Source organism: Paenibacillus sp. J31R34 (assembly GCF_059383715.1).
In genome coordinates, this window is the sequence record NZ_JBXENU010000001.1 from 786,373 (window position 1) to 812,073 (window position 25,701).

At 47.7% G+C, this 25,701-nt stretch carries 21 protein-coding genes; all 21 read left to right on the forward strand.

What is annotated here, in order from left to right; genetic code table 11:
* Positions 1–25 precede the first annotated feature (25 nt).
* On the forward strand, positions 26–706 hold the full coding sequence (gene rpiA, locus AC50YG_RS03350) for a ribose-5-phosphate isomerase RpiA (RefSeq protein ID WP_494824676.1): 681 nt from the start codon (positions 26–28) through the stop codon (positions 704–706).
* Positions 707–977: 271 nt separating this feature from the next.
* Positions 978–1,994, forward strand: coding sequence for an ABC transporter substrate-binding protein (locus AC50YG_RS03355; protein ID WP_494824677.1), 1,017 nt, complete (start codon positions 978–980; stop codon positions 1,992–1,994).
* 100 nt (positions 1,995–2,094) lie between these two features.
* A complete protein-coding gene (locus tag AC50YG_RS03360; protein ID WP_494824678.1) occupies positions 2,095–3,717 on the forward strand; it encodes a helix-turn-helix domain-containing protein in 1,623 nt (540 codons plus the stop codon).
* 78 nt (positions 3,718–3,795) lie between these two features.
* Positions 3,796–4,887 (forward strand): endospore germination permease, encoded by a 1,092-nt coding sequence (locus AC50YG_RS03365; protein WP_494824680.1) that lies wholly within the window; start codon positions 3,796–3,798, stop codon positions 4,885–4,887.
* Entirely contained in the window at positions 4,884–6,359 is a 1,476-nt protein-coding gene (locus tag AC50YG_RS03370) for a spore germination protein (protein WP_494824681.1), read from the forward strand. The genes AC50YG_RS03365 and AC50YG_RS03370 overlap by 4 nt, the downstream gene beginning before the upstream one ends.
* A 1-nt stretch (position 6,360) precedes the next feature.
* On the forward strand, positions 6,361–7,509 hold the full coding sequence (locus AC50YG_RS03375) for a Ger(x)C family spore germination protein (RefSeq protein WP_494824682.1): 1,149 nt from the start codon (positions 6,361–6,363) through the stop codon (positions 7,507–7,509).
* A gap of 168 nt (positions 7,510–7,677) precedes the next feature.
* Positions 7,678–7,845 (forward strand): cold-inducible protein YdjO-related protein, encoded by a 168-nt coding sequence (locus tag AC50YG_RS03380; RefSeq protein ID WP_473758599.1) that lies wholly within the window; start codon positions 7,678–7,680, stop codon positions 7,843–7,845.
* Positions 7,846–7,928: 83 nt separating this feature from the next.
* Complete coding sequence (locus AC50YG_RS03385; RefSeq protein WP_494824684.1) at positions 7,929–9,884, forward strand: ATP-dependent DNA helicase; 1,956 nt, start codon at positions 7,929–7,931, stop codon at positions 9,882–9,884.
* 59 nt (positions 9,885–9,943) lie between these two features.
* Complete coding sequence (locus AC50YG_RS03390; RefSeq protein WP_494824686.1) at positions 9,944–11,149, forward strand: multidrug effflux MFS transporter; 1,206 nt, start codon at positions 9,944–9,946, stop codon at positions 11,147–11,149.
* 446 nt (positions 11,150–11,595) lie between these two features.
* Positions 11,596–13,050: a spore germination protein gene (locus AC50YG_RS03395; protein WP_494824687.1), complete on the forward strand. Its 1,455-nt coding sequence runs from the start codon at positions 11,596–11,598 to the stop codon at positions 13,048–13,050.
* A 4-nt stretch (positions 13,051–13,054) separates the two neighbouring features.
* On the forward strand, positions 13,055–14,173 hold the full coding sequence (locus AC50YG_RS03400; protein WP_494824688.1) for a spore germination protein: 1,119 nt from the start codon (positions 13,055–13,057) through the stop codon (positions 14,171–14,173).
* On the forward strand, positions 14,163–15,374 hold the full coding sequence (locus tag AC50YG_RS03405) for a Ger(x)C family spore germination protein (RefSeq protein ID WP_494824690.1): 1,212 nt from the start codon (positions 14,163–14,165) through the stop codon (positions 15,372–15,374). The genes AC50YG_RS03400 and AC50YG_RS03405 overlap by 11 nt, the downstream gene beginning before the upstream one ends.
* Before the next feature lie 170 nt (positions 15,375–15,544).
* Positions 15,545–16,474 carry a tyrosine-type recombinase/integrase gene (locus AC50YG_RS03410; protein ID WP_494824691.1) on the forward strand — a complete coding sequence of 310 codons (930 nt, stop codon included), beginning with the start codon at positions 15,545–15,547 and terminating at the stop codon, positions 16,472–16,474.
* A 281-nt stretch (positions 16,475–16,755) separates the two neighbouring features.
* Positions 16,756–17,298, forward strand: coding sequence for a DoxX family membrane protein (locus AC50YG_RS03415; protein WP_494825293.1), 543 nt, complete (start codon positions 16,756–16,758; stop codon positions 17,296–17,298).
* Positions 17,299–17,545: 247 nt separating this feature from the next.
* Positions 17,546–18,088: a DoxX family membrane protein gene (locus AC50YG_RS03420; protein ID WP_473755857.1), complete on the forward strand. Its 543-nt coding sequence runs from the start codon at positions 17,546–17,548 to the stop codon at positions 18,086–18,088.
* Positions 18,089–18,277: 189 nt separating this feature from the next.
* Positions 18,278–19,033 (forward strand): Crp/Fnr family transcriptional regulator, encoded by a 756-nt coding sequence (locus AC50YG_RS03425; RefSeq protein WP_473755856.1) that lies wholly within the window; start codon positions 18,278–18,280, stop codon positions 19,031–19,033.
* A gap of 194 nt (positions 19,034–19,227) precedes the next feature.
* Positions 19,228–20,133: an SDR family oxidoreductase gene (locus AC50YG_RS03430; protein ID WP_494824692.1), complete on the forward strand. Its 906-nt coding sequence runs from the start codon at positions 19,228–19,230 to the stop codon at positions 20,131–20,133.
* Between the two features lie 18 nt (positions 20,134–20,151).
* Positions 20,152–21,141: a helix-turn-helix transcriptional regulator gene (locus AC50YG_RS03435; RefSeq protein ID WP_494825295.1), complete on the forward strand. Its 990-nt coding sequence runs from the start codon at positions 20,152–20,154 to the stop codon at positions 21,139–21,141.
* An 85-nt stretch (positions 21,142–21,226) separates the two neighbouring features.
* Positions 21,227–21,700: a ferritin-like domain-containing protein gene (locus tag AC50YG_RS03440; protein WP_494824693.1), complete on the forward strand. Its 474-nt coding sequence runs from the start codon at positions 21,227–21,229 to the stop codon at positions 21,698–21,700.
* A gap of 186 nt (positions 21,701–21,886) precedes the next feature.
* Positions 21,887–24,595 (forward strand): WG repeat-containing protein, encoded by a 2,709-nt coding sequence (locus AC50YG_RS03445; RefSeq protein ID WP_494824697.1) that lies wholly within the window; start codon positions 21,887–21,889, stop codon positions 24,593–24,595.
* Positions 24,596–24,686: 91 nt separating this feature from the next.
* Positions 24,687–25,571, forward strand: coding sequence for a radical SAM/SPASM domain-containing protein (locus AC50YG_RS03450; protein WP_473755852.1), 885 nt, complete (start codon positions 24,687–24,689; stop codon positions 25,569–25,571).
* Positions 25,572–25,701: the final 130 nt, after the last annotated feature.

A 25,701-nucleotide genomic window follows, 5' to 3' on the forward strand; every position in this document is an offset into this window, starting at 1 on the left:
GTAGGCAGAGAGCGGAGGGAAACGTTTGAACGTCAAGCAATTGGCAGCAGAGAAAGCCGTCCAGCTTGTGCAGGATGGCATGCTTATTGGGCTAGGAACAGGAACGACGGCATATTGGGCGATTTTAAAGCTGGCGCAAAGAATGAAGCTCGAAGGACTGGACATTAAAGCCGTTGCCAGCTCCAAGCAGTCTGAGGATTTAGCGGCTGAGTACGGCATTCCGTTAGTTCCGCTCGCTGAAATTACGGCGATAGATTTAACGATTGACGGTGCGGATGAAGTAGACGGTGAGCTTCATTTGATAAAGGGCGGCGGCGGTGCGCTTTTGCGGGAAAAAATTCTTGCTGCGCATAGCAGAGCATTTATTGTAATCGTGGACGAGTCCAAAAAAGTTAGCCAGCTTGGACATTTTCCCCTTCCGGTGGAAGTGGTGCCCTTCGCCTCTAATTTGACGCTGCAAAAGCTGAGGGAGCTTGGCTGCACTGCTGAGCTGAGGGCATCGGCTGACGGCATTTTTGTAACGGATAACGGCAACTATATTGCCGATTGCCGCTTCGGTACGATTGCTTCTCCTGCTGAGCTGCATGATCAGCTGAATGCAATTCCCGGCGTGGTGGAAAATGGCTTGTTCATCTCTATGGCTAGCCAAGTGATCGTTGGCTTCAATACGGGTGAGACTGAGATTTTAACAAGAGACACACCTTAATTGATTTGCGAAAATTTTGCATGATTTTAAAAAATGGGATTCAGCGAGCGTTGCCTTAAAGGCAGCGTTCTTTTTATTTTTTTGAGGCCTACAAATCGATCTTTACAGCCCATAATCTAAGGAAGGAACTGCTGTATAAATGTACATTTGGGGTGTTGCGCCAAAAATCACGTGTATTACTAAAAAGTCCATTGAATAATTAAGTTCTACTATTTATGATAAGCAAGGCATGCAAATGAGAATAAATATCAGTAGAGGGAGCGGAAAAGTTATGGCTTTTGGTAAAAAAGGCTTGTCCTTATTGAGTGGTATATTGGTGCTTGTCATGGTGCTTGCAGCATGCGGAGGCGGAGTAGTGAAGGAAGAGGCGAGTGCGGTACAGATCGAGCAAGCATCGACAGAAAAATCTCCTGAAAATCAATCCACGAATATGCGCACCTTTGAGCATGTGCTCGGTAAAATTGAAGTCCCTGCGCAGCCACAGCGCATTATTGGATTATTCGTTGAAGACGAAATGAGTACGCTTGGCGTTAAGCCGATCATGCAATACTCGAGCGGAGCTTATTATCAGACCTATCTGGAGGAATATTTGAAGGATGTTCCGAAGCTCGACACGAGTACGATTAACTTTGAAGCTGTAATGGCTGCACAGCCGGATCTCATTATTCTTGGCTTCCAGGGTTGGGCAGAGGAAGGCGCCTATGAAAAATTATCACAAATTGCGCCGACCTATGTATTTACAGGCAGTGAAATTCAATATCCGGAAAACTGGAAAAAAAATCTTCTTATTGTAGCTGATCTGCTCGGAAAGACAGATCAAGCGAAAGCTGTAATTAAAAAGCGTGAAGCGGAAACGAAGCTGGCTAAAGAGCAATTGCAGACTGCTGCTAAAGGGACAACAGCAGCTATGGTTCGCATCCATGCCAGTAAGGAGCTAAGATTGTATGGAGGACCTGGAGGTCAGGTGGGGACAGCATTGTATGGTGATTTTGGGCTGGAGCCTGCTCCAATTGTGCGCAAGCTGGCTTGGGGAGAAGACATGGATATCCAGACGATTTCCATGGAAATTATTCCACAGCTCGATGCCGACTATATTTTCCTAGCTGTAGATGAAGGAAGAGAGGGACAGGCTGAAGAGCTTAAAGAAAGCAGATTGTGGAAGAGCATTCCTGCCGTCCAGCAAGGCCATGTCTATGAAGTGCGCGGTGATGTATGGATCACAAACGGTCCACTTGCCTATGAGAAAAAGCTGGAGGATGTCATGAAGGCGATCATTCCAAGCAAATAACAAATAACAAAGAAGAAGCTAGTTAGCCTAATGGTTGACTAGCTTCTTCTTTGTCTATTAGAATGATGATAATAATTCTCAATAAATGCAGGAGGCATCCGTGAATTCAACGAATAGAAGTACTCCAAATAGGGGCTACCAAGCGACTCCTTTTCATTCGTACTTTTTTAGACTGGTTGATGTTGTATCCCTTGAACACAGTAAGGACAGCGCGATCTTCCCTAGTGTCAGTCTGAGCTACAGGCTGATTATTGTATCAAGCGGCTCAGCCAGCTTTCTTATAGACGACAGCTGTTATGCAGCCACCCTTGGCAGTTGTTATGGAATAGCGCCTGGTGCAAAGCTTGACATCGCCGCTGATGGAGGAGAGGAGAAGGAGCTGCACTATATGTGCATGACCTTTGACATCGTTTGCTCTCAGCTCAACAGCAGCCTTCCTCTTCCTTTCGCTCATGGCGAAATGATAATCAAGCCTTTCGATCGTATGCTGGTGGGAATACGCAAGCTGATCGCCATGAAAAATTCTAAAAGTGAGAAAGATCGGCTCAGCTATTATTTTCGTTTCCAGAAGCTTATGTATGCGATCCTTGAGCAAAATACGGCCGTCTCAGAAACGACCACTTCCATGCAGGCCGTAGAACGGACCGTTTCTTTTTTAAAAGACCATTATAACGAGGAGATCAGTACGCAGCAGTTAGCAGAGCAGGCTGGCCTTGGCACAAAGCAATACATCGTTTTATTCAAAAAAATAACAGGCTCAACGCCTCATGAATATGTAACAGAGCTGCGAATACGCAAGGCCAAGGAATTGCTGCTTATTTCTAGGCAGCCGCTTTCTGACATTGCAGAGCAGGTTGGATTCCGCGACAGCTATTATTTTAACCGTCGCTTTAAGCAGGTAACAGGTGTACCTCCGCGAGTATATGTCAACACGCGCCAGTATAACATTTTGTCCATCGATTATGCTTGTGCGCTTCTGGCGCTTGGCATAAAGCCGGTTGGCGCACCTGCGTATCATTTGGGCTATTATGCTAGGCGTTCAGGAGAAGCCATTTCTAGCATTGGAGATAAGTCAACATTCTATTACGACAAAATGACTGCACTAAAGCCTGATCTTATCCTAAGTAGTGACACGCTAGACATTGAAATACAACAAAGGCTTGAGCGTATAGCTCCGATTGTAAATATTCCATGGATGGGGCTGCAAGCAACGGGGCATTTACAGAAGATCGGTGATTTGCTTGGGATGAGCAAACAGGCACAGCGCTGGATCGACGGCTACGAAATGAAGCGAGCGGAGGCTCACCGGCGGATCAAGCCCTATTTAAATGTGAATGAAACGGTTGGCCTTCTCGTCATAGAAGGAGAGGAGCTATTTGTACTTGGAGATCGTAATGCGGGCGAGGTCATGTATCGTTCCTTTGGTTTGCAGCCACCCCCGCTTGTTCAAAGCGAGCTTGCTAAACATCCTAACCAATACGGCAGGAAGGTAGCGATCGAGCAGCTCTGGCAATATGAAGCCGATCGGTTGTTTATCATCGTATATGGGGCGGAGGCTGCCCTAACCTATAAGCAATTGCAGCACAATCCTATCTGGAGGGAATTGTCGGCTGTCCGTCAAGGCAAGGTGCAAACGATAGATCCGCAAAAGTGGATTTATTATGATGTGCTTTCGCTCTCAGGGCAATTGGAGGATGGGATCAGCATGCTTGCTAAACCATGATGCGTATAAAATTGGATCAATAAGGAAACCTATAAGTGCTATTATCATTTAAAATAAACGCTTGGGGTGGAATTCGAGATGGTTAAGGGGCTGCATCAAGTAAGCTTTCTACAAATTTGCATGATTCTCATGATGACGGTCGGCTTAACGAATCATGTCATTGTGAATCCTTTAATTTTGGAAGCTTCGGGCAGAGATGCATGGATTTCCGTCTTATTGACAGGTGTATTATTTCTTCCTTGGTGCATATTGCTTGTTCTATTTATGAAGAAATCCGGTCAACAGAAATTGCACCCTTGGCTGGCATCCAAGACGAATCCGTTCATAGCTTGGCTGATGATCATTCCGATTTGTCTACAATTGCTTTTCATCGGGGGATTTACATTAATTGATACGGTCAGATGGACCACAACCAATTATATGCCCAGTACGCCAAGATCGGCTTTAATTATCACCCTGTGTCTCGTATGCTGTTATTTTGCAATGTCTGGCATTCGCATGATTGCGATCGCTGCAGGTATTATGCTTCCCATAGTCATTTTGCTGGGTTACTTTGTGGCGATAGCCAATACGCCAGAGAAGGATTATCGTCTTTTGCAGCCTGTCCTTGAAAATGGCTGGCAGCCCGCCGTTCATGGCATGATTTATGTTGGTGGTGGATTTGTAGAAATGATTATGCTTCTAGCTGTTCAGCATCGAATCAAATCCCGGGTTAAAGCATGGCAGCTTCTCATTTTGGCCGTTCTCTTAATTTATATTACGCTCGGGCCTATCATCGGGGGCATTGTGGAGTTTGGACATGTAGAAGCGGCGAAGCAGATGGAATCCCCCTTTGAGCAGTGGAGGCTTGTAAAATTCGGTAATATTGAGCATGTTGATTTTTTATCAGAATTTCAATGGCTGTCCGGAGCCGTTATTCGTACAAGCTTTGCGATGTTTTTATTGGGAGAACTGATCCCCTTACCAAACAAGAAGGCGGCGCGGCGACTCATTCTCCTGTTGACACTCGGCTATATTCTCTTGGGATTCATACCCATCAATGGTTACTCCTCTTATCTATGGCTCTATCACTATTATTTCCCCGTTACGCTGTCCGCGGTTTTGGTTCTTTCGGCCATATTCATTGCAATCGCTTTGCTGAAGCGGCAGAGGAAGGGGAGCCCCGCATGAACAAAACAAAGCTTGAGCCTGCCAAGCCGTGGAGCCTGCAGTCGATTTCCGCCTTATTTCCGCATTCTGCAGATGTGCTAATCCAGCGATTTCAATTTGATGAAGATGTGCGTTCAGAGGTCATCCTTATTTATAGCGAAGGATTATGCGATACCTCTCAAATTGGAAAATATATTCTTCCGGATCTGGAGCAGGTATACCGTAAAAATGGGTTTGCTCATTTGCAGTCGGGAAAATTATATGGGACGCTACCGCTCATTCCAGTAACTACGGACGCGCTGCCACAGCAGCTTTGCGAGTGGATTTTTCAAGGTGATTTGCTGCTCCTATTTAATGAGTCAAATACATTATTTCGAATGACGCTCGGCCATCACCCTCATCGTACACCGGAGGAATCGACTACAGAAGTATCGATTAAAGGGCCTAGAGATGGGTTTGTAGAGGATGTTAGCATTAATGTGGCTCTCATTCGCAAACGGATTCGCAGCCAATCTTTATGCTACGAGACGGTAACGCTTGGCAGAAGAACGAGAACGAAGGTTGGTTTATTGTACATCGACGACATTATTTCGCCAAATGTGCTGCACGAGGTGAGGAATCGTTTAAATAGCATTGATGTGGATGGGCTGTACAGCATTAACCAATTAGAAGAGATGCTTGTGGAAGAAAAATATAGCTTGTTTCCTTTGCTCGACTTTACGGGCCGTCCGGATTATGCCGTAAGCAGCCTGCTGGCAGGTAGATTTATCGTTATCGTGGATGGCAATCCAATGGTCTTAATTGGGCCAAGCACCTTCTTGCTCATGCTGAAATCTCCAGAAGACTTGTATTTTAATTTTCAATACGTTTCCTTTGCGCGCTTGCTGCGCATTTTCAGCTTTTTTATTTCCATTTTGCTGCCGGGGCTGTGGATTGCGCTTTCTGCGTTTCATCAAGATCAAATACCGTATAGGCTGATGGCAACGATGGCTGCTACCCGAGTTGGACTGCCATTTTCAGGCGCATTGGAATTTTTAATTTTGCTCCTGCTGCTGGAAATATTCAGAGAGGCCGGTGTTCGTCTGCCAAGCTCCATCGGTCAAAGCTTAACGGTCATTGGCGGATTAATTATTGGAGACTCTGCTATTCGGGCAGGCTTTGTTTCCCCAAGCGTCGTCGTAGTAGGCGCGATTACGGCAGTAGCTGGAGCAACACTCGTTAATCAGTCGTTAAGTACGACGGTGAGCGTTATCCGTTTTCTGCTGTTTATAGCGGCTTCATTACTGGGAATGTTCGGATTTATTTTAGGGATTGTCGTGCTGATTGGATATATGGGACGGCTCAGCTCCTTCGGTGTCCCTTATTTGTCGCCGTATTCTCCTCCTATTATGAAGGAGCTTCTTGCGGCTACGCTTCGGCTGCCCTGGATAAAGCAGAAACAAAGGCCAGAAACATTGCATACGGTTGATTCGGACAAGCAAGGAGAAGATTAGCATGAGAGTATGGATAAAATGGGGCCTTATCGCTGGTTTGCTTCTGCTAAGTCCAGGCTGCTTTGATTCAAAGCCGATACAAAACATGGCTTATGTTACTGCTATCGGACTGGATTATAAGGATGGACATTTTATTACTTACGCTCAGGTGCTGAACTTCTTAAATGTGGCAAAATCCGATAAAAACGAAATAGGAAAAAACATACCGGTATGGATCGGCCGTGGCACAGGAAAGACGGTGACAGAATCATTGTCCTCGCTGTCCGAAACCTCGCAGATCAGAATGTTCTGGGGGCATGTCAAAGCTGTTGTGGTGGATGAGGAGCTTCTAAAATCGCAAGCGATTGTTCGGCAGAGCTACGAGGCCATCAATCGCTATCGCGAGGTTCGATATAATATTTTGCTCTATTCAACGAAGACGCCGATGGTAGACATATTCAAACAAAAGTCTATTTTTAATCTGCCGGCATTGGATTCCATTTTGGATACCCCCGAAGATACCCATGCACAGCGCTCCAACCTTGATCCCCAATATGGCTTCAAATTAATTGCTGAATTTAATGAGCCGGGCAATACGGTTATGATTCCTACGATTGGCATAACGAAGGAGGTATGGAGGGAGGATGCCCGGAAAATGCCGATGTTTAAAATTACGGGGGCTTTTTTTATGCGGCAAAATGAGAAAATAAGCTGGTTTTCAGAAACAGAATTGCTTGGAAGAAGATGGGTGCAAAAAGAAAATAAACGCTCCGTTCTTCTAATCGGAAATAGAGAAGCTCCGACTGCTAATCTCATTATTGTAAAACCGCATTACCGAATACAGCATGTTAGCAACAACAAGCAATTGCAGTTTAAGGTTGAACTGAAGGCGAAAGCCTTTGTGGAGGAAATGATTAAAGAGGCAACAGTAAAAGAAATGGAGGCGCTTGCGGCAAAAGCCATTCGCGATGAAATAATGGCTACCTATGAGAAGGGTCTTGCGACTCAAACGGATCTGCTAAATTTATTTGGCGAGCTTTATCGGAGTGACGCCAAGCTTTGGCATCAGCTGAATAACAGCAAACAGCTTCTATTAAACCAAAATACGCTGGGCCAAATCGACGTGAAAGTAACGATTTCCAATACTGGAAAATACAAAGGTAGACTGTAACATTTTCTGGTTAGATCAGGGAGGCTGGCGGGGTTGAGAGTCTTGACTTAAGCGTCCATGAAGTGATATATTATGTCAGATTGCCTGAACGTGTAAATGAAAGGGATGTAAAATATATTGGCTACGAGCGAAGACATTACGAAACCGAAATTATTACCTACCAAAATTTTGAAATGTAAAAACCCCGAATGCAAAGCGTGGGTAAGAGATGAATTCGCCTCGGCAGAGCAAACCTGCCCGTTATGCAAAGGACCGATGCTAAGAAGCATGAAGCATTTGCCAGCCGTGCAGAACAAGCCAAAGCCGCAGCCTAGAAAACCGAAATCCGACTTTTAATTTCAATTTGAAAAAAAACCGCCCGAACGGCTGCGTGATTTTAGCGCAGCCGTTCGGGCGTCTATTTGGAGGCGCTGCAAAGTATGACACAACATTATTATCCGTTTGATTTTGACCCGTCACAGCCTTACATGCAGCAGGCAAGCGACTGGATCGCGGATGTTTTTTACGAGAAGCTTCCCGAAGCTGGGCTTGAGCTGCGCGATGAGCAAATTTATATGGCGTTTCAGCTGGAACGGGCTTATGCGGACAAGCAGACGATTTTCGCCGAAGCGGGCGTCGGCACTGGCAAAACCTTTGTTTATTTGCTTTATGCCATTAGCTATGCACGTTATACTCAGAGGCCAGCTATTATTGCCTGTGCTGATGAATCGCTCATCGAGCAGCTGGTAAAGCCGGAAGGCGATATTGCCAAGCTTTCCCGTCATTTGGGGCTGACAATCGACAGCAGATTGGGAAGATCGCCTGACCAGTATGTCTGCTTGAACAAGCTTGATGATGCACGCGGCGACGCTCAATTAGAGGGTGCTGAGCATTTTGACGACATTTACCGCAGCTTGCCGGATTTTGTTCATAAACCGGAAACGATGCAAAGCTTTCACCCTTACGGCAATCGCCGGGATTACCCGGAGCTCAGCGATGAAGTATGGGACCATGTCGGCTGGGACGTCTTTCAGGACTGTATGGTATGCAGCCGCAGACATCGCTGCGGACAGACGCTGTCGCGTGATCATTATCGTAAATCGACGGATTTAATTATTTGCTCGCATGATTTTTATATGGAGCATGTATGGACTTATGAAGCTCGCAAACGCGAGGGACAACTGCCCTTGCTGCCGGAGCATAGCTCAGTCGTATTCGACGAAGGGCATTTACTGGAAACAGCGGCGCAGCAGGCATTAACATATAAGCTCAACCATGCGGTATTTGAGGGCATTATTACGCGTTTGCTGGAAGGGGAAATCCGCGAATCGCTGGCGCTGGCTATCGAGGATGCAATTGTGCAAAGCGAGCAGCTATTTGACCGTATCCAGCAAAGCAGCCGCGCTGTAACAGCATCAGATCGTCGTGAACTGCTATGGGACAATACGCTTATACAGGAAGTCAACCGACTGCATCAACTGCTTGATCTTATTGAGGAGGAGCTTGTATTCGAAAGCGGTTTGTTCACGCTTGATGAATATCAGCTCAAAATCGTCGAGGAGCATCTGGAGATGATCCAATATGCTCTCTCGCTGTTCCGCAAACCCGAAAAGCCGATTAGCTGGGTGATGGAGGACAAGTCGGGCATTTCACTTGTTATTATGCCTAAGATGGTGAAAGAAGTGCTGGAGGAGCAGGTGTTCTCTCGCAAAATGCCGATTGTGTTTTCATCGGCTACGCTGTCGGTTGACGGCTCCTTCGAATATACGATGGACAGCCTGGGCATTAAGCAGGCCGAGTCGTTCTCGGTTGCCTCGCCATATGATTATGAGAATAAAATGCGGGTGCTTGCATCCGATTCTGAGGCGCTGGATGAATTCGCGAACCAGATGCAGGCAACGGTGAAGCTGCTTGGGGAAGCGGAGGGCGGCACGCTTATTTTGTTCCCTTCTCGTGAAGAGCTCGCTCGCTTCAAGCAGGCCATGAATGATGAGCCGCTTGCGCAGCAAAGACGGTTTCTTTATGAAGGAACGTCGGAAATCAGCCATTTGATTGCGACATTTCAAGCCGATGAGTCCAGCATACTATGTGCGGTAACGCTTTGGGAGGGGCTGGACATACCGGGGCCGTCTTTATCTCAGGTCATTGTATGGTCTTTGCCATTCCCTCCGAACGATCCAGTGTTTGCTGCAAGGCGTGCGGATGCCAAGCTGCCTTTCGAAGAAGTGGATATGCCTTATATGCTGCTGCGCTTAAGACAGGGCATGGGGCGTTTGATTCGTACAAGCAGCGACCAAGGTACGGTTGTCATTTTTGGTGAGGAAATGCGCCAGCCGGCTGTTAAAGAGCGGATTCGCGCGATTATGCCGAAAGGTGTTAAGCTGCTGGCTCTATAATTGTATAAGTTCATAATATGCTTATTTTCATAGGACACCAGAGAGGAAATTAGCTTCAAATGAAAATAAATAAGAATCATAAAAGGCTCAGGCTTGCTTTGCTGCTAGGTTCTTTCTCAGCGCTGGGTCCACTGACGATTGATATGTATTTGCCGTCATTTCCGCAAATAGCCGAGGATTTTGGTACGAAGGCTTCACTCGTGCAATTGAGCTTGACTGCCTGTTTAATCGGCCTTGGTCTCGGACAGCTGGTCATGGGACCGATGAGTGACGTTCATGGCAGGCGCAAGCCGCTGCTGCTGTCCTTGGTCGTATATTTGATTGCTTCGCTGGCCTGTGCGTTGGCACCGAATATTACTTTGTTTATCATCGCCCGTTTTATACAAGGCTTTGCTGCTTCATCGGGCATCGTTATTTCAAGAGCCATTGTCCGTGATCTATATAGTGGACATGAGCTCACCAAATATTTTGCACTTATCATGCTTGTGAACAACGTTATGCCTTTGCTGGCACCTGTTGCCGGAAGCGGAATTATTTCCTTCACCACTTGGATCGGTGTGTTCATCATACTTGGGGCGATAGGCCTTACACTAGCGCTCATTGCAACGTGGCAGCTGGAGGAAACGCTCCCGCGTGAAAAACGAATTTCCAGTAATTTCGGAGAGCTGCTGCGCAATTTCGGGCAGCTGCTCAAGGATCGCGAGTTTACAGGTTATGCGTTGACGCAAGGACTGATGATCGGCGGCATTTTCGCATATGTCTCAGGCACACCGTTTATTTATCAGCATATCTACGGTACCTCGCCGCAAGTATTTGCCTTTTTGTTCGGTACCAACGGCCTCAGCCTTATTTTGGGCTCGCAGATCGTCGGGCGGCTCAGCCACAAATGGTCGGAGCAGCAGTTCCTGTTGCTCGGGCTGCTGCTCTCCGGGGCATCGAGCGTTTCATTGCTGATTGCGGTGCTTGTGGAGGGGCCGCTGTGGTCGCTCGTCGTTCCTTTATTTTTCTTTGTATGCTCGATCGGTATTACAGCTACTGCTTCGTTTTCGCTGGCTATGGAAAATCAGGCTCATATTGCCGGCAGTGCATCGGCCTTGCTTGGCTTGCTGCCTTTTATGCTTGGCGCTGTAGCCGCGCCACTCGTCGGTATTGCCGGAGAGGAAACAGCTGTGCCGATGGGCGTTATTATTTTCACCGCCAGCATGCTTGGAATGGTTACTTATTTCGGCCTTGTCCGCTCTAAGCAGCGCGCTTCAGGAAAATAGATTAGCAAGCAAGAATTAAATAAAGCACGCCTTATTTAACGGGTACCTATAGTCTGGACACTTTGAACAAAGTGATCGGACTGTGGGTACCTTTTTTTAATTATAAGCATGTAACGGCGACAGCCGTTTCACCTTGAAATATAGGAAAGTATAGCATTGCGGGATACCTTCTCTATATTTCTCGGAATGAAACGCGCTGCGCCGCCATAGGAAGGCGACAGCCGTTTCACCTTGTTTTTCACACTAAGTGGTTAAAAACAGGGAAATCAGGAAAACATACACTTTATTCAATCAAGCGCAAATCGAAGGGATGGCGGTGCAAAATGAAGGCCTTTCTAGCCTATATACCAGAATACCCCGTCTTTCTTCAAGCGCTTGCCGTGCTAATCGTTCCGGTCATACTATCCGCCATATTCACATGGGCGGAGTCGGAAAGGAATTGAGTCATGAATAGGGAAAACAGCATTGAAAGCCGTTTAGAAGCCTTAAGAGAGCAGATAAGGGAATATGGGGATGTCAACATACGTCAATTTGAACTAGGGCAGACAGCTGTCAAAGCGGCAATTCTTTATTGTGATGGACTGACGGACAGGGAGCAAATTGATTTGCATGTGTTAAAACCATTAATGTCCTGTTCGTTTGACCATCGCCTGATTTCGAAGGAGCTCATTCAAAATACGCTGTTATCTACAAGCGAAATTATTGAAGTGGAAACGCAGGAAGAGATGCTTTCCAAAGTGCTTACAGGATTTACGGCCTTAATGGTTGATGGGATTAAAGAACTCACCTTAATCCACGCGCTGGCGGGCAAAAGCCGCAGCATTGAAGAGCCTATTTCGGAAGCCTTGGTTCGCGGGCCAAGGGCCGGATTCAATGAAAATATTTCCGACAATATCGCTTTGCTGCGTAAACAGGGGGAAAACAGGGACTTGTGCTTGCTAAAGCTCCAGGTTGGAGAGCGGGCGAAGAAGGATCTGTATATCGCCTATATGAAAGGGATCGCGAATCCTGATCTAGTGGAGGAGGTGCGCCGGAGGGTAGCAAAAATCCGCATCGACAACGTGCTGGAGTCGGGCTATATCGAGCAGCTAATTGAAGATAATTATTTAAGCCCCTTTCCGCAAATTCAAAATACGGAAAGGCCAGATAGAGTGACAGCGGCTCTAATGGAGGGTAAAGTAGCCATTTTGCTTGACGGTACGCCATTTGCTCTAATCGCACCTGTTACCTTCAGCATGCTGCTGCAGTCGCCTGAGGATTATTATGAGCGTTGGCTGGCTGGCACGCTGCTAAGGATTATGCGTTTTTTCGCCGCAATCATGGCTTTGTTCGTTCCAGCTACTTATATTTCCTTCATTTCCTTTCACCCGGGCTTAATTCCAACAAAATTGGTCATTTCCATCATTGCTACAAGAGTAGGCGTACCTTTCTCTTCTCTGGTAGAAGCATTGATTATGGAAATTGCCATTGAAATTTTGCGGGAAGCGGGCCTCCGTCTGCCGAAGCCAATTGGTCCAGCGATGGGGATCGTTGGCGGTCTCATTATTGGGGAAGCTGCTGTTCAGGCAGGCATTGTCAGCCCGATTCTCGTCATCGTCGTGGCATTAACCGCGATCTGCTCGTTTTCGATACCGCAATATAGTGCCGGCATAACTTTGCGAATGCTGCGTTTTCCGGCGATGTTTTGTGCGGCTGCCTTCGGCATGTACGGCGTTATCTTATATGCTCTGCTGCTGGGTGCGCATATTTCGAGGCTGCAAAGCTTTGGTGTTCCTTATGCCAGCCCAGCTGCTCCCTATCGATTAGGGGAGTGGAAGGATTTTCTTATGCGCGCACCGCTTCGGATGATGAAACGGAGGCCAGAGATGCTGTATCCGCAGGATTCTACTAGAAAAAGGTGAGCCAATGAGCGGGAACCAACAGGCGAAAGGCGGCCTTCCCCAGGAAAAACTCACGACCATCCAGGTCGCGGTTATCATTTCTAACTTCATGCTAGGTTCCGGCATCCTATCGCTCCCCCGGGTAGCCGCGGAAAAGGTGGGCACGCCAGACGCTTGGATATCGGTCATATTGGGTGGGCTTGTAGCCATTGTGGCGGGGGGCATTATGGCGCTCTTATCGCAAGCTTATCCCGGTCAGACCTTCTATGAGTACAGTCGCAAAATTGCGGGCTCGTGGTTAGGGCATTTGCTAGGTCCGATCATGATTTTATATTTTGCGGCAACTGCCGCTTTTCAAGTCCGCTCTTTAGCCGAGGTTTCCAGTTTTATATTATTAGAGGGGACACCGCAATGGGCGATCACTTCCGTATTTTTGTGGGTGGGACTGTATTTAATGCTAGGTGGACTTGGAGCCATTGCCCGCCTGTTTGAGCTTATTTTACCACTGACGATTTTCATCTATTTACTGGTGATGTTGATGGGGTTTAAAATATTTGATCTGGATAATTTGCGTCCTGTATTGGGGCAGGGCATTTGGCCTGTTCTTAAAGGGGTTCAGACGACCTCGCTCGCCTTTACAGGTTTTGAGGTCATTATCCTGTTGACGGCCTATATGAAAAATCCTAAAAAAAACATTAAAGCGGTGACCGCAGGTATAGCTGTTCCGCTTGTTATTTATATTGTGACCGTTTTTATGGTCATTGGCGCATTGTCCGTTGATGGCACTTTAACGAAAAACTGGCCTACACTTGATATGGCGAGAAGCTTCGAATTGTCGGGCTTGATTTTTGAAAGATTCGAGTTTCTGCTGTTGATTATTTGGATCATGCAAATTTTCTCCAGCTTCACTATCGCCTTTTATTTTTCAGCTTTGGGCATTTCCCAGCTATACAAGCGCAAAATGAAAACCTGTCTTTATGGGCTGCTACCATTCGTGTATATTTTCGTTGCTGTTCCGAAAAAATTAGATGACGTCTTTACACTGGGAGACTGGATTGGAAAAGTGGCGCTGTATTTGTTTGGGGTCATTCCGATTGTTTTATTGATTGTGACGAAATGGAGGTCGAGCAAGCGTGCCAATTAGACATAAAGTCAAACGCTCGCTCCTTATTGCTTTGTGTGTGATCGTTCTGCCCTTGCAGACGGGCTGCTGGAGCAAGGATGAGATCGAGGATCAAAGCATTTATGTCGGCATGGGCCTGGACCCAGCGAGTGAGACAGAGCTAGAGAACGAATTGCGCAGCAAGGGAAGCGACTATCTTAAACGTAAACTGCTTACGTATACGCTGCAAATTATTAATGTACAGTCTGAAAGCCAGCATAGCGGGGGACAGGCTCCAACTGCGCAAAAGCCTTATTACAATATTTCCGAAACCGGGGATTCCATGTTTCAGCTCATTCGCGAGTTTTCGACGCGAATGGAGCGCCCAGTCATTGGCCATCATTTGAAGGTCATTGTCATTAATGAGAAGCTTTCGCGAAAATACAGCATGAATGAGCTGCTCGATTTTTTTCTGCGAGACAATGATATTCGGCCAAGCTGTCTCGTTCTGATTAGCAAAGGGAGTGCGCGCGGCACAATGGTTGCGAAAGACAACACGGTTATTCCATCCTTTCGGCTTACAGGACTTGTGGACAATCGCTACCGCTCCTTGAATATTTTGGAGCCGATGTCATTATCGAAGCTGGAGGGGAAAATATATGGCGAGCAAAGCTATTTGCTGCAAAATGTCATTGCCGCAGAGGGAGAGGTCAAGTTTTCCGGAGGAGCCGTTATTAAAGGCAAAACGCAGAAGCTGCAAGGGCTTTTGAACGAGGAAGAAACGATCGGCTGTGTATGGCTGACAGGAAAAGGAGAGGGCGGGCTAGTCAAAAGCTATCATGAGGACAACAAGCAACCGATTGTCTATGAGGTCAAAAGCATGAAAAGCAACATTGACGCCAAAGTAGCAGGAGATCAAATTTCCTTTCATGTTAGCATAAAGTCAAAGGGAAGGCTGATTGAAGAATGGCTGAACAATAATGAGCCCGTAGATCCCGCCTTCAAAAAGGAGGCAGAGGAAGGCAGCAAGAAAGAGGTGCGGAGGCTGACGGATAAGGCGCTCAAAAAGATTCAGAAGCAATATGGAACAGATGTGCTCGGCTTCGGAAAGCAGTTTAGTATTCAGCATCCGCAGAAATGGGAGAAAATAAAAGACCGCTGGGAAGAGATATTTCCTGAAATCCCGATTACCGTAAGTATCGATATGGAAATTACCGAATATGGGGCTAAAATTACGCGTTAGTGCCGGAAAAAGCGGCATTTTGAGCCTGTTTTACATCTAAAAAAACTGCGTGAAATACATATTTCACGCAGTTTCCCTTTACGGGCATTATATTTATCAGCTATGATAAGGAATATATCAAATTTAAGCTTTAAAAGTTTGAATTTGAGGAGCTGGAGGTAGCAAGCAGCATGTGGCAGCATGAAATTATCGATACGTACACGCAGGAGTTGGAGCTGTTCTCCATCTGGATGAAAAACAAAGGGATGACGGCAGCGACGCAGCGGGCCTATTTAAGTGACACCCAGCATTTTTTACATATGGTACATCCGAAGGCGCTCGATCAGGTTGGAAAATTGGATATGGTGCGATTTATGTCGGCTTGTCGTGAAAAAGGGGCAGGGGATGAAGCACGCAATCGCAAGCTCTCCTCCTTGCGTTCCTTTTATAAGGCACTAATCGAGCTAGAGGCTCTCAGCGTTAATCCAGCTGCGCTTATTGCCAAGTCAAAGCAAGAGAAGGGGCGCATCCCTGTCTATTTGGAGGAGGACGAGCTGGAGCAGCTTGTTGCTGCGATTGGTGGGAAATATTATGAGCGTAATCTCGCGATCATGCTGCTCATGTGTTATGCGGGGCTGCGGGTAGGCGAGGTTCATCGACTGAACATGCAGCATTTTCATTCCGACGGCTCGCTTCATATTCTCGGAAAAGGGCGGAAGTGGCGAGTTGTCCCGCTGCCGGCGCCACTACAGGAGGTGCTTCGCCGGGCGATAGAGGCGCGAAAAGCGCCGGGGCAATTGAAGGAACAGGCGATGTTCGTCTCGCAATTCGGCAGGCGGCTGTCTATTCGCATGATTCAGACCGTTGCGGATGAAACAATTGGACTGATGAAGGAGAGGCTCCCGGAGCTTGAGGGCAAAAAGATTTCCAGTCATAAGCTAAGGCACTCCTTTGCGACGCTGCAAATTCGCAGCGGTACGGATATTCGTACGCTGCAGGAGCTTATGGGCCACGCGAGTATAGCGACGACGCAAATTTATACGCATATAGACAACAAACAGCTGCAAAATGCGATGAATAATATTGCGGGTAAAATGAAGATTGGCAGCAGAAAAGCTTAGCCGAAGGGTATAGTACAAGAAGGGAAGCGTTGCATCTTTGATGCAGCGTTTTTTTTATGGTGTGGATGTCGGTTGAAAATGATCCGCTTATAGCTAGCTGTTTTTCATAGCATTAAGTTTACATAATTATAATTACGGTAACTAAATGAAATTCCCTCAAATTGTAATAAAGATCAATAAAATTCAATTTTTTTAATTTTTAATAAAAATACATACAATGTTCATATTTTCCTATATAATGAAATTGTTCGACGAAATTAGACGAAAGGAGGTTAAAGGTGATGGTATTAACATGGATGAAGGAGAGCCGGATTGCGGCGGGTATTTTTGTATTTCTTCGCTTGTATATTGGGACAAAGTGGCTTTTGGCGGGCTGGAGCAAGCTGACTGGAGAAGGTTTTAGCTCGGCGGGCTTTATAGCGAATGCTGTCGAAAAACCGATCATGGATAATGCGACAGGCCAGCTTGTTTATCCGATATACACGGGATTTTTGGAGAATTTCGCCTTGCCCAACGCAGGCCTATTTAATCTGATTATTCCCATTGGTGAATTTCTTGTGGGCCTGGGCCTAATTGTAGGCGCATTTACCACGACGGCCGTATTGTTCGGATTGCTCATGAATTTCATGTATTTATTTGCAGGCGCTATATCCATCAATCCTTGGATGGTGTTGCTCGGCGGCATTATTCTAATTGGAGGAGCTAATGCGGGCAAGTTCGGGCTGGATTATTTCATTTTGCCCTATTTGAAAACTAGCTATCAACGTATCGCTGGGAAAAGCTTGAGAGATGGAGAGAGTCCGTTTAAGCCGACACCAGGCTAGCGGTCTGCCTCATTGTTCCAGCCAGTTGCTCTGCGCCACTTACATACTCAGCAACATCCTGACACTTGGATCAAAGGTGGCGCAGTGACTGTTCAGCCCAGTGCATGCGTTCAAATAAACGACACAAATAGACGAAAACAGCTAATCTTTTTGTATATTGTGAAAAAAATCACATATTAATGTTCGGCCATCCCTTATGATAAAGACAGAAACAAACAACACATAAACACTTAAGGAGTGAGTGGTCATGTTATACAAATGGCTGAGAGAAAATCGAATTGCGGCAGGTGCGCTGTTACTGCTTAGACTATATGTCGGGTACCACTGGCTGGAATCGGGCTGGGGCAAGCTGACAGGCGGGGGCTTCGATACGGCAGGATTTTTGAAAAATGCAGTTGAAAATCCAGTAGCTGACCGGGCGACAGGCCTCGCCGTCTATCCAACGTATACCGCATTTATCGAGCATTTCGCACTGCCTAATGCAAAGCTGTTCAATTTTTTAATCCCGCTTGGTGAATTTCTGGTAGGTTTGGGTCTCATCGTTGGTGCACTTACAACAACAGCTGTATTTTTCGGGCTTCTCATGAACTTTATGTTCCTCTTCGCAGGAACGATCTCGGTTAACCCATGGATGGTGCTGCTGGGTGTCATTATCATCGTCGGTGGAGCGAATGCTGGCAAATATGGTCTTGACTACTACGTGCTGCCACTGTTGCGCAAATGGTATCAACGTCTTGTTCATCACAAAAATGACGGGGAAAGCACCGGGCTGAAGCCCTCGGCGAGATGACGCTGAGTAGGGGTACAATTAAATAAAAGCAAGCTGCATCTAGCAAATCATAGTTCTGTATGAACCTATGAGGGCTACGATGCAGCTTTTTTGCGAAAAAACATGCTTTTAACAATTTCCTTCCTCATTTGTATGCACAAATACGTCATATATTGGTATGATGTACAAAACGGGAGGGGGATGAGCCAGATGAGCGCAAATAGCTCTAACGAACGAGGCAGCTTCGCTCGACCTGCTATTGCACAAGGAGAAGGCATTGCGGCCTTCTTCACCCCAGCTGATTTGGAACGTATAACCGAGCGGATGAGCATGCACCGTTATGAGGCGGGCAATCATTTATTTTGGGAAGGCGATGCAGCGAGCTACCATTATTTAATTGTTTCAGGAAGAATAAAACTGACCCGGATGATGGCGGATGGCAAAAGCCTAACGCTGTCTTTTGCCAGTCATGGCGATTTTCTCGGTGAATATGGCGGCGAAGGACAACTGCTGCATGGCATGAGTGCTGAAGCAACGGAGGACGTTGTGGCTGGTCTTATCGCCTCTGACGAATTGGAACTGCTGCTTAATACAAATGGGAGTATGGCGGTCAGCTTTGCCAAGTGGTTAGGCATGATGCAGCAAATTAGCCAGTCAAAGCTTCGGGATTTGACGCAGTTCGGCAAATTGGGTGCGCTCGCTTCGACGCTGATTCGGCTTAGCAATATGTACGGGGTGCTGCGTCCAGAAGGGTTGCACATCGATATTCGCCTGACCAATAACGAGCTTGCCGAGCTGATTGGAGCAACGCGTGAAAGTGTCAATCGCATGCTTGCCGCACTCAAGGATGAAGAAGTAATCAAGGTCGTCCGCGGTGAAATTATTATCCTGAAGCTTGATGAGCTTCGGACCCACTGTGAATGTCCGACGGGACCGACCTGCGCGAAGGGCGTTTGCCGTCTGTAAAATAACAGCGTATGACAATCGTTAATGGGAATGCGGGGAAAGAGGCGCGCATGCACCATTAGCGATTTTATTTTGCCCTTTGATTTCTAAGCTGGTCCCCATAATCGTTTGAGATATATGACAGTAGTTGTCATCTAGTGAACGTTATAATGGGTGAGACTAGAAGAAGCAAATAAAAGGGAGCGTGGCTTGTAATGAAACCATTAGCCGGAAAAGTTGCTGTTGTGGCGGGAGCGACAAGAGGAGCGGGCAGAGGGATTGCAATTGGTTTGGGGAAGGCAGGGGCTACCGTCTATTGCACAGGGCGCAGTGTGCGAGGCAGCTTGTCGAATATGAACAGGCAGGAGACTATTGACGAAACGGCGGAGATGGTTGCGGCAGCTGGGGGAATTGGCATTGCTGTGCGTGTAGACCATACGGTGGAGTCGGAGGTTAAGGCATTGTTTGAGCGGGTGAAAGCCGAGCAGAACGGGCAGTTAGACCTGCTGGTGAATGATGTATGGGGCGGTGATCCATTAACCGAGTGGGGCAAGCGGTTTTGGGAGCATTCGCTGGAGGATGGCCTGCTTATGCAGCAGCGTGCTGTTTTTTCTCATATGATTACCAGTTATTATGGTGCGCCGCTTATGACAGCTAGAAAACAAGGGCTCATCATTGAAATTACCGACGGAGTAGACAACCAGTATCGGGGCAATTTGTACTATAGCTTGGCCAAAACGTCGGTTATCCATTTGGCTAAAGCGATGGCAGAGGACTTACGCCCTTATGGCGTAACTGCTTTGGCTTTAACGCCGGGTTTTCTGCGTTCGGAGGCGATGCTGGAGCATTTTGGCGTGACGAAGGCGAATTGGCGGGATGCCGCTGCGCAGGAGCCGCATTTTCTGATGTCTGAGACACCTGCCTATATTGGTAGAGCGGTTGCCGCGCTCGCATCTGATCCAGAAGTACATCTCAAAACAGGGAAAGCGCTAAGCACTTGGGGGCTCTCGGAGGAATACGTGTTTGACGATGAAGATGGCACCCGCCCACATTGGGGGAACTATGCAGCTACCCTAGAAACGATTCCGATTCCGGAAGCGAGCGACGGAAAATCGACTTAAAGACAGGAGGGATATCAACTGCGCGCAGATCGATTAATTGCCATATTGCTGCTGCTGCAAAATCGCGGCAGAATGACGTCACAGGAGCTGGCGAACCAGCTTGAAGTATCGGGAAGGACAATCCATCGCGACATGGAGGCGCTCGGCACTGCGGGCATTCCGATCGTGGCCGAGCGCGGGACGAATGGCGGCTGGATGCTTGCCGAAGGCTACAGGACGAATTTGACCGGGATGAAAAAGGAAGAAATCCAGTCGCTGCTTCTGTCCCAGCCTACGGGCATTGCCTTGGAATTGGGGATCAGCGATAACTTTGACGCTGCTTTTCAGAAGCTGATCGCCGCATTTCCGTCGATGTATCGGGAGGAAGCGGAAAAGGTGCGGCAGCGCATTCATATCGACGGTGCGGGCTGGCGGGAAGCAAGCGAGCAGGTGCCGCTTCTCCCGCTGATTCAAGAAGCGATATGGCTGGAGCGGAAGCTGCTCATTGCATATACTCGCGGAGCGGAGCTGGCTGAAAGGCTAGTTCAACCACTCGGGCTTGTGGCGAAAAATAATGCGTGGTACCTCGTTGCTGACACGGAAGGTGGAATGCGAACGTATCGCATTTCCCGGCTGCATGAGGCGGCTATGCAAGGGGAGAGCTTCGATCGGCCGGAACGGTTCGATTTAGCCTCTTACTGGCAGCAATCCATTGCGCAGTTCAAGTCTGAGCTGCCGCGTTATCCGGCGAAAATCCGCATGAAGGAAGCTGACCTGCCCCGATTTCGTAAGCAGTGGTATGTAACGGTTACGGCAGTAGGCACTGTTTATCAGGATGAAATACAGGCGGATGTGCTTTTCAATACACTGGAATCCGCCTGCGAAATTTTGCTTAAATTCGGTTCAACGGTCGAGGCTCTTGAGCCGTTAGAGCTGCGCCAGAAGCTGCTTCAAGAGGTACAGTCAATGATGTCGCTTTATACGGACAAGCAAGAAGAAGGGACAGGTACGCCGATTAAAGGGAACTAAGCTGTCAATTGAGCAATTGTAAACAAATGGGCTGCTCACACATATGCTGATCTAAATCATGATCTTTATTTGTGGAGGCTAATAGATGAATTGGGTTAACCATCAATGGAGAAGCTCGGTGTTTTTGCCAGTATGGGCAACAACCCCACAGCATGCGCTAACATTAATTAAAGAAGCTGTACAAGGGGAACGAAATGACGAGTTGTTTTATGATGAGCTGATTAGGCTTGCGCCGAATGCCGAGCAGGCAGGGATAATTATGTCTATTCGCAATGATGAGCGCAGCCACAACCACATGTTTCGCGGGATTTACAGGCAGCTTACCGGTCAGGAAATTACCGGTATCAGCAATGAAGCCTATCAGCCGGTGGGCTCCTATCTGGCCGGATTAGAGGAAGCATTATTAGGAGAGCTTGCTGCAGTCGAAAAATATCGCAGCATTTGGTTCGGCTTGCCCGTGGGTATATACAAAGACACGGTTTTTGGGATTATTTTAGACGAGTTGAAACATGCAAGCAAATACAATTATTTGATTACTTTAAATCGAACGAATGGTTAGTTAGAAAAAAGCAAAGCCGGATGCTCCTGATAGGGGAATGTCCCGGCTTATTTTGTTTACATAATAAATAATATGTCACCTTATATGGCTGAGATTGTTAAACCCCCGATCATATTCCCTATTTTTTCGCATATGTTTAGTTTGTTAAGGATAAATTCCAGTCGTATACGGGTGGGGTGTGATGAAATGAACGCGGATGACATGCAGTGGGTGCGATTGGCTGCCGCTCATTTGCCAGTTGGAGCGGAGCTGGCTGAAATTTCGTGCCCGTCTCCACATTATGCAGTTGTAGTGGCGGATTTTAATGGGGACGGTTGCCCCGAGGTAGCAGCGGTGTATCGTTTGAATAACGAATATTTTGTAATGATTTTGCAGCATTGTCAGCTTGGCTGGGTGATAGGCGCTTGTGTGAAAGGAAATGGGTACGGCGTAACGGTGATGACTGCCGCTCCTGTAACCAGCTGTCTATGCTGTAATTTAATCATTGGCTGGCAGGTTGGAGCCATTTGGTCCACGCTGTCGGTGTATGCCTACAGCAATTTCAAGCTTTGCCCTGTGCTGCCGGATGGCATCAATTTCAGCTATGTGGATGTGGAGGATATGCCGGGACCAACTGGAAGGGATGGGCAGGCCGAGCTGGCATTATGGGCACATGACACGGGGGAAGCGTATGATGTCCACGTCATGCGCTGGTCGAAAGGAATGCTTGTTCCGGCGCCAGATGTGTATCCTTATTACTTCTGCAAAGTCGTCCATTATTACGAACGTATGGTAGCCGAGCATCCGGATTATGGCTTCTATTGGTTTCATGTTGCAGATGCGCAGTTTAAAGCGTGCCAGCTGCAGGCGGCGCTTGCCTCTGTCCACAAGGCGCTTAGCTTCCCTGAGCCTTACCCATCGCTTGAGGTGCTGAAGCAATTAAAGCATGCCATATTGGCTAGCAGTAGAAGGGACGCTGATACAGAGGCAGCGCGGCCAGCAACAGGAATGACGGCCGATATGGACGGTTTTGATCACGCTGGAACTGCAGCTAATATGATGGAAACAACTTCGCCAGTGGGGCTCGACTATCCGCAAGCCTTGCAGCAAGGGAGGGATTGGGCCGGTAATGACACGGATTGGGCTCTTGATGGAACGCAATATGTAGAAGCTGCATTTGAAACAGGGGAAATGGATCATGCTCGCCGAGCAGTACTGCTTCCGGCAGCAGTAAAGACGACGAGCGGCACAAAATGGGGTTACATCGACGCAAAAGGCAGCTTCGTCATTGCGCCGCAATACAGCAGTGCTGATGCTTTTCAGCCAAATGGGCTCGCTGTCGTGCAGTCAGGCAACAATAGCGGCCTAATTGAAAGGTCAGGCGCTTACCGGATTCAGCCGATTTATGATTTTATCGGCCCGTTCTCGGAAGGCCGGGCGGTCATCATAGATAGCGCAGGCTTTAAAATCATCGATGAGCGAGGGAATGTACTTACCCCCAAGGCTTATTCATACATTTCTGCGTTTGCAGATGAACGGGCGATGTTCTATGTCATGAATGAAGCAGACAGCAGCTCCAAATATGGGTATTTGGATCGTAAAGGGGCGGAGGTTATACCGGCACAGTTCGAAAGCGCCGGTGATTTTGCGAAAGGAAAAGCCGTCGTGAAGCTGCATGAGCAGGCCTTTGCGCTAATTGATCGAAACGGACGCAAGCTTGCCGAATACCCGTTTTATGATGTAGGCCAGCTCGGAGAGGGACTGCTTTCCTATCAGCCGGAGCAAAATGGCAAATACGGGTACATCAATGAGCGCGGCCAATCGGTCATTTATCCGGCGTTTACGTCGGCCATGCCGTTTCAGGATGGCCGGGCAATTGTAAATACAGCGGAGGATTTTGGCGCGTTGTATGGCGTTATTGAGAAGCGGGGCGGCTATGTCGTGCAGCCGGCCTATAATGATATTCGCCAGCTGGGCGAGCAGCGGCTGGCGCTGGGCAAGGCGAGAAACGCAGATCAGCCGTATCTGGGCTCACTTTATGCAATTGCAGATCATGACGGCAAACTGCTGACGGACTATTTTTTCACGGATGTGGCGGATTATAAGTATGGGCTGGCTTCCGTTACCGATGGGAAACAGACCTACTTTATAAATACGAAGGGACAGCCCGCCGAGGGGTATCCGCGGCTGTCTGGCAGAGGCGTATTAACGATTATGGACGGCGTTGTACAGGCAATTGTTGATAACCGGGAGTCCTATTATACGCGCAGCGGGCGCCTCATTTGGCAAAGCAATACGGTCATTCCGCTTCGGGTTCCGCTGCGTGTCAAGGAGCATAAATATAAGCCGAACGTTGATTATTTGGTATATTATCCAAGCGTTGAAGGCATGGTGAACCAGGCGGCACAGCAGCAGGTGAACCGTAAGCTGGAGGAGCTGTCGCAGGTCAAGAGGGTCCCAGCGAATGTGCAGCTGGAGTACTCGTATGACGGCGATTTTGACGTTACCTGGTTCCACAAAAACCTTCTAGTCCTTCAGTTAAATGGCTACAATTTCCCGTTCGGGGCTGCACATGGCATGCCGACGATGATTTACAGCCACATCAATGTCATCGACGGGTCGATGTACGAGCTGAGGGATCTGTTCCGGCCGGGCAGCAATTATGTAAAGGTGCTTAGTGATATCGTTGGCGAGCAAATTAAGACGGATCCTCAGTATAGCTACGTATTTCCAGATACCTATACGGGAATAAAAGCGGATCAGCCTTTTTATGTGACGGAGGATGCGCTGCATTTATATTTTAACCCGTATGATATTGCGCCGTTTGCGGCCGGGTTCCCGACGTTCCGCATTCCTTATGCCCAAATACGCTCCATTATTGCGACAGAAGGCGCTTTCTGGCGGTCCTTTCATTGAAACTAGAGGCTTTTATAGCATAATGGTCGCGCAAGCGGGGAGCATGCTATAATAGCAGGAAGGACTACCGAGCAGAATGGAGCAACGAGTAATGAAGAGGTTTAAGAAATTTTATATGGAGATTACGAGCATCTGCAATTTGGCGTGCACCTTCTGTCCCCAGACACAGCGGGCAAAAGGCTTTATCCAGGTCGAGGACTTCGAAAAGCGGCTGGAGCAGATTAAACCGTTTACGGACTATATTTATTTTCATCTAAAAGGCGAGCCGCTGCTGCATCCGAAAATTGACGAGCTGCTGGATCTCAGCCAAAAGCACGGCTTTAAAGTCAATTTGACGTCAAATGGGACGCTGCTTCATAAAGTGAAAGAGAAAATCTTGACAAAGCCGGCGCTGCGCCAAATGAATTTTTCCTTGCATAGCTTTGACGGACACGTTGGCTCCACAAATAAAGAAGGTTATATTCGAAGCGTATTGGATTTTGCACGTGAGGCGGTTGAGCGGACAAATATGATCATTTCGCTGCGCCTTTGGAATTTGCATACCGATAATGCGACGAATGCGGAGCGCCAGCGCAATCGTGACGTTTTGTCGATTATTGAACAGCAATTTGGACTGGATTACTTCATTGAGGAGCGGGTTGCTCCCGGTAAAGGGCTGAAAATTGCTGATCGCATTTACTTGAATCAGGATCATGAGTTTGAATGGCCAGATTTGAAGGCGGAAGAGGATGACGGCAAAGGCTTCTGCTACGGACTGCGCAATCAGGCAGGTATTTTGGTCGATGGAACGGTCGTTCCATGCTGCCTCGACGGCGAAGGCGTCATTGATCTTGGCAACATTAATGATAAATCGTTCTCGGACATTATTGAGGATGATCGGGCGATTAAGCTGGTCGAGGGTTTCTCCCGCAGGGAAGCGGTCGAGGAGCTATGCCGGAAATGCGGCTATCGCAAGCGCTTTGGAGCAGGGGCGTAAGCATGGGCCCGATGCAACTCGACACGGCGCCTGCGAACGTGAGCGTGATAAGTGTCTAACGAAAAGCCGGAATCCTTGAATGAAGGATTTCGGTTTTTTCGACGTTCAGGCATCATGGCGTCCCGGTATG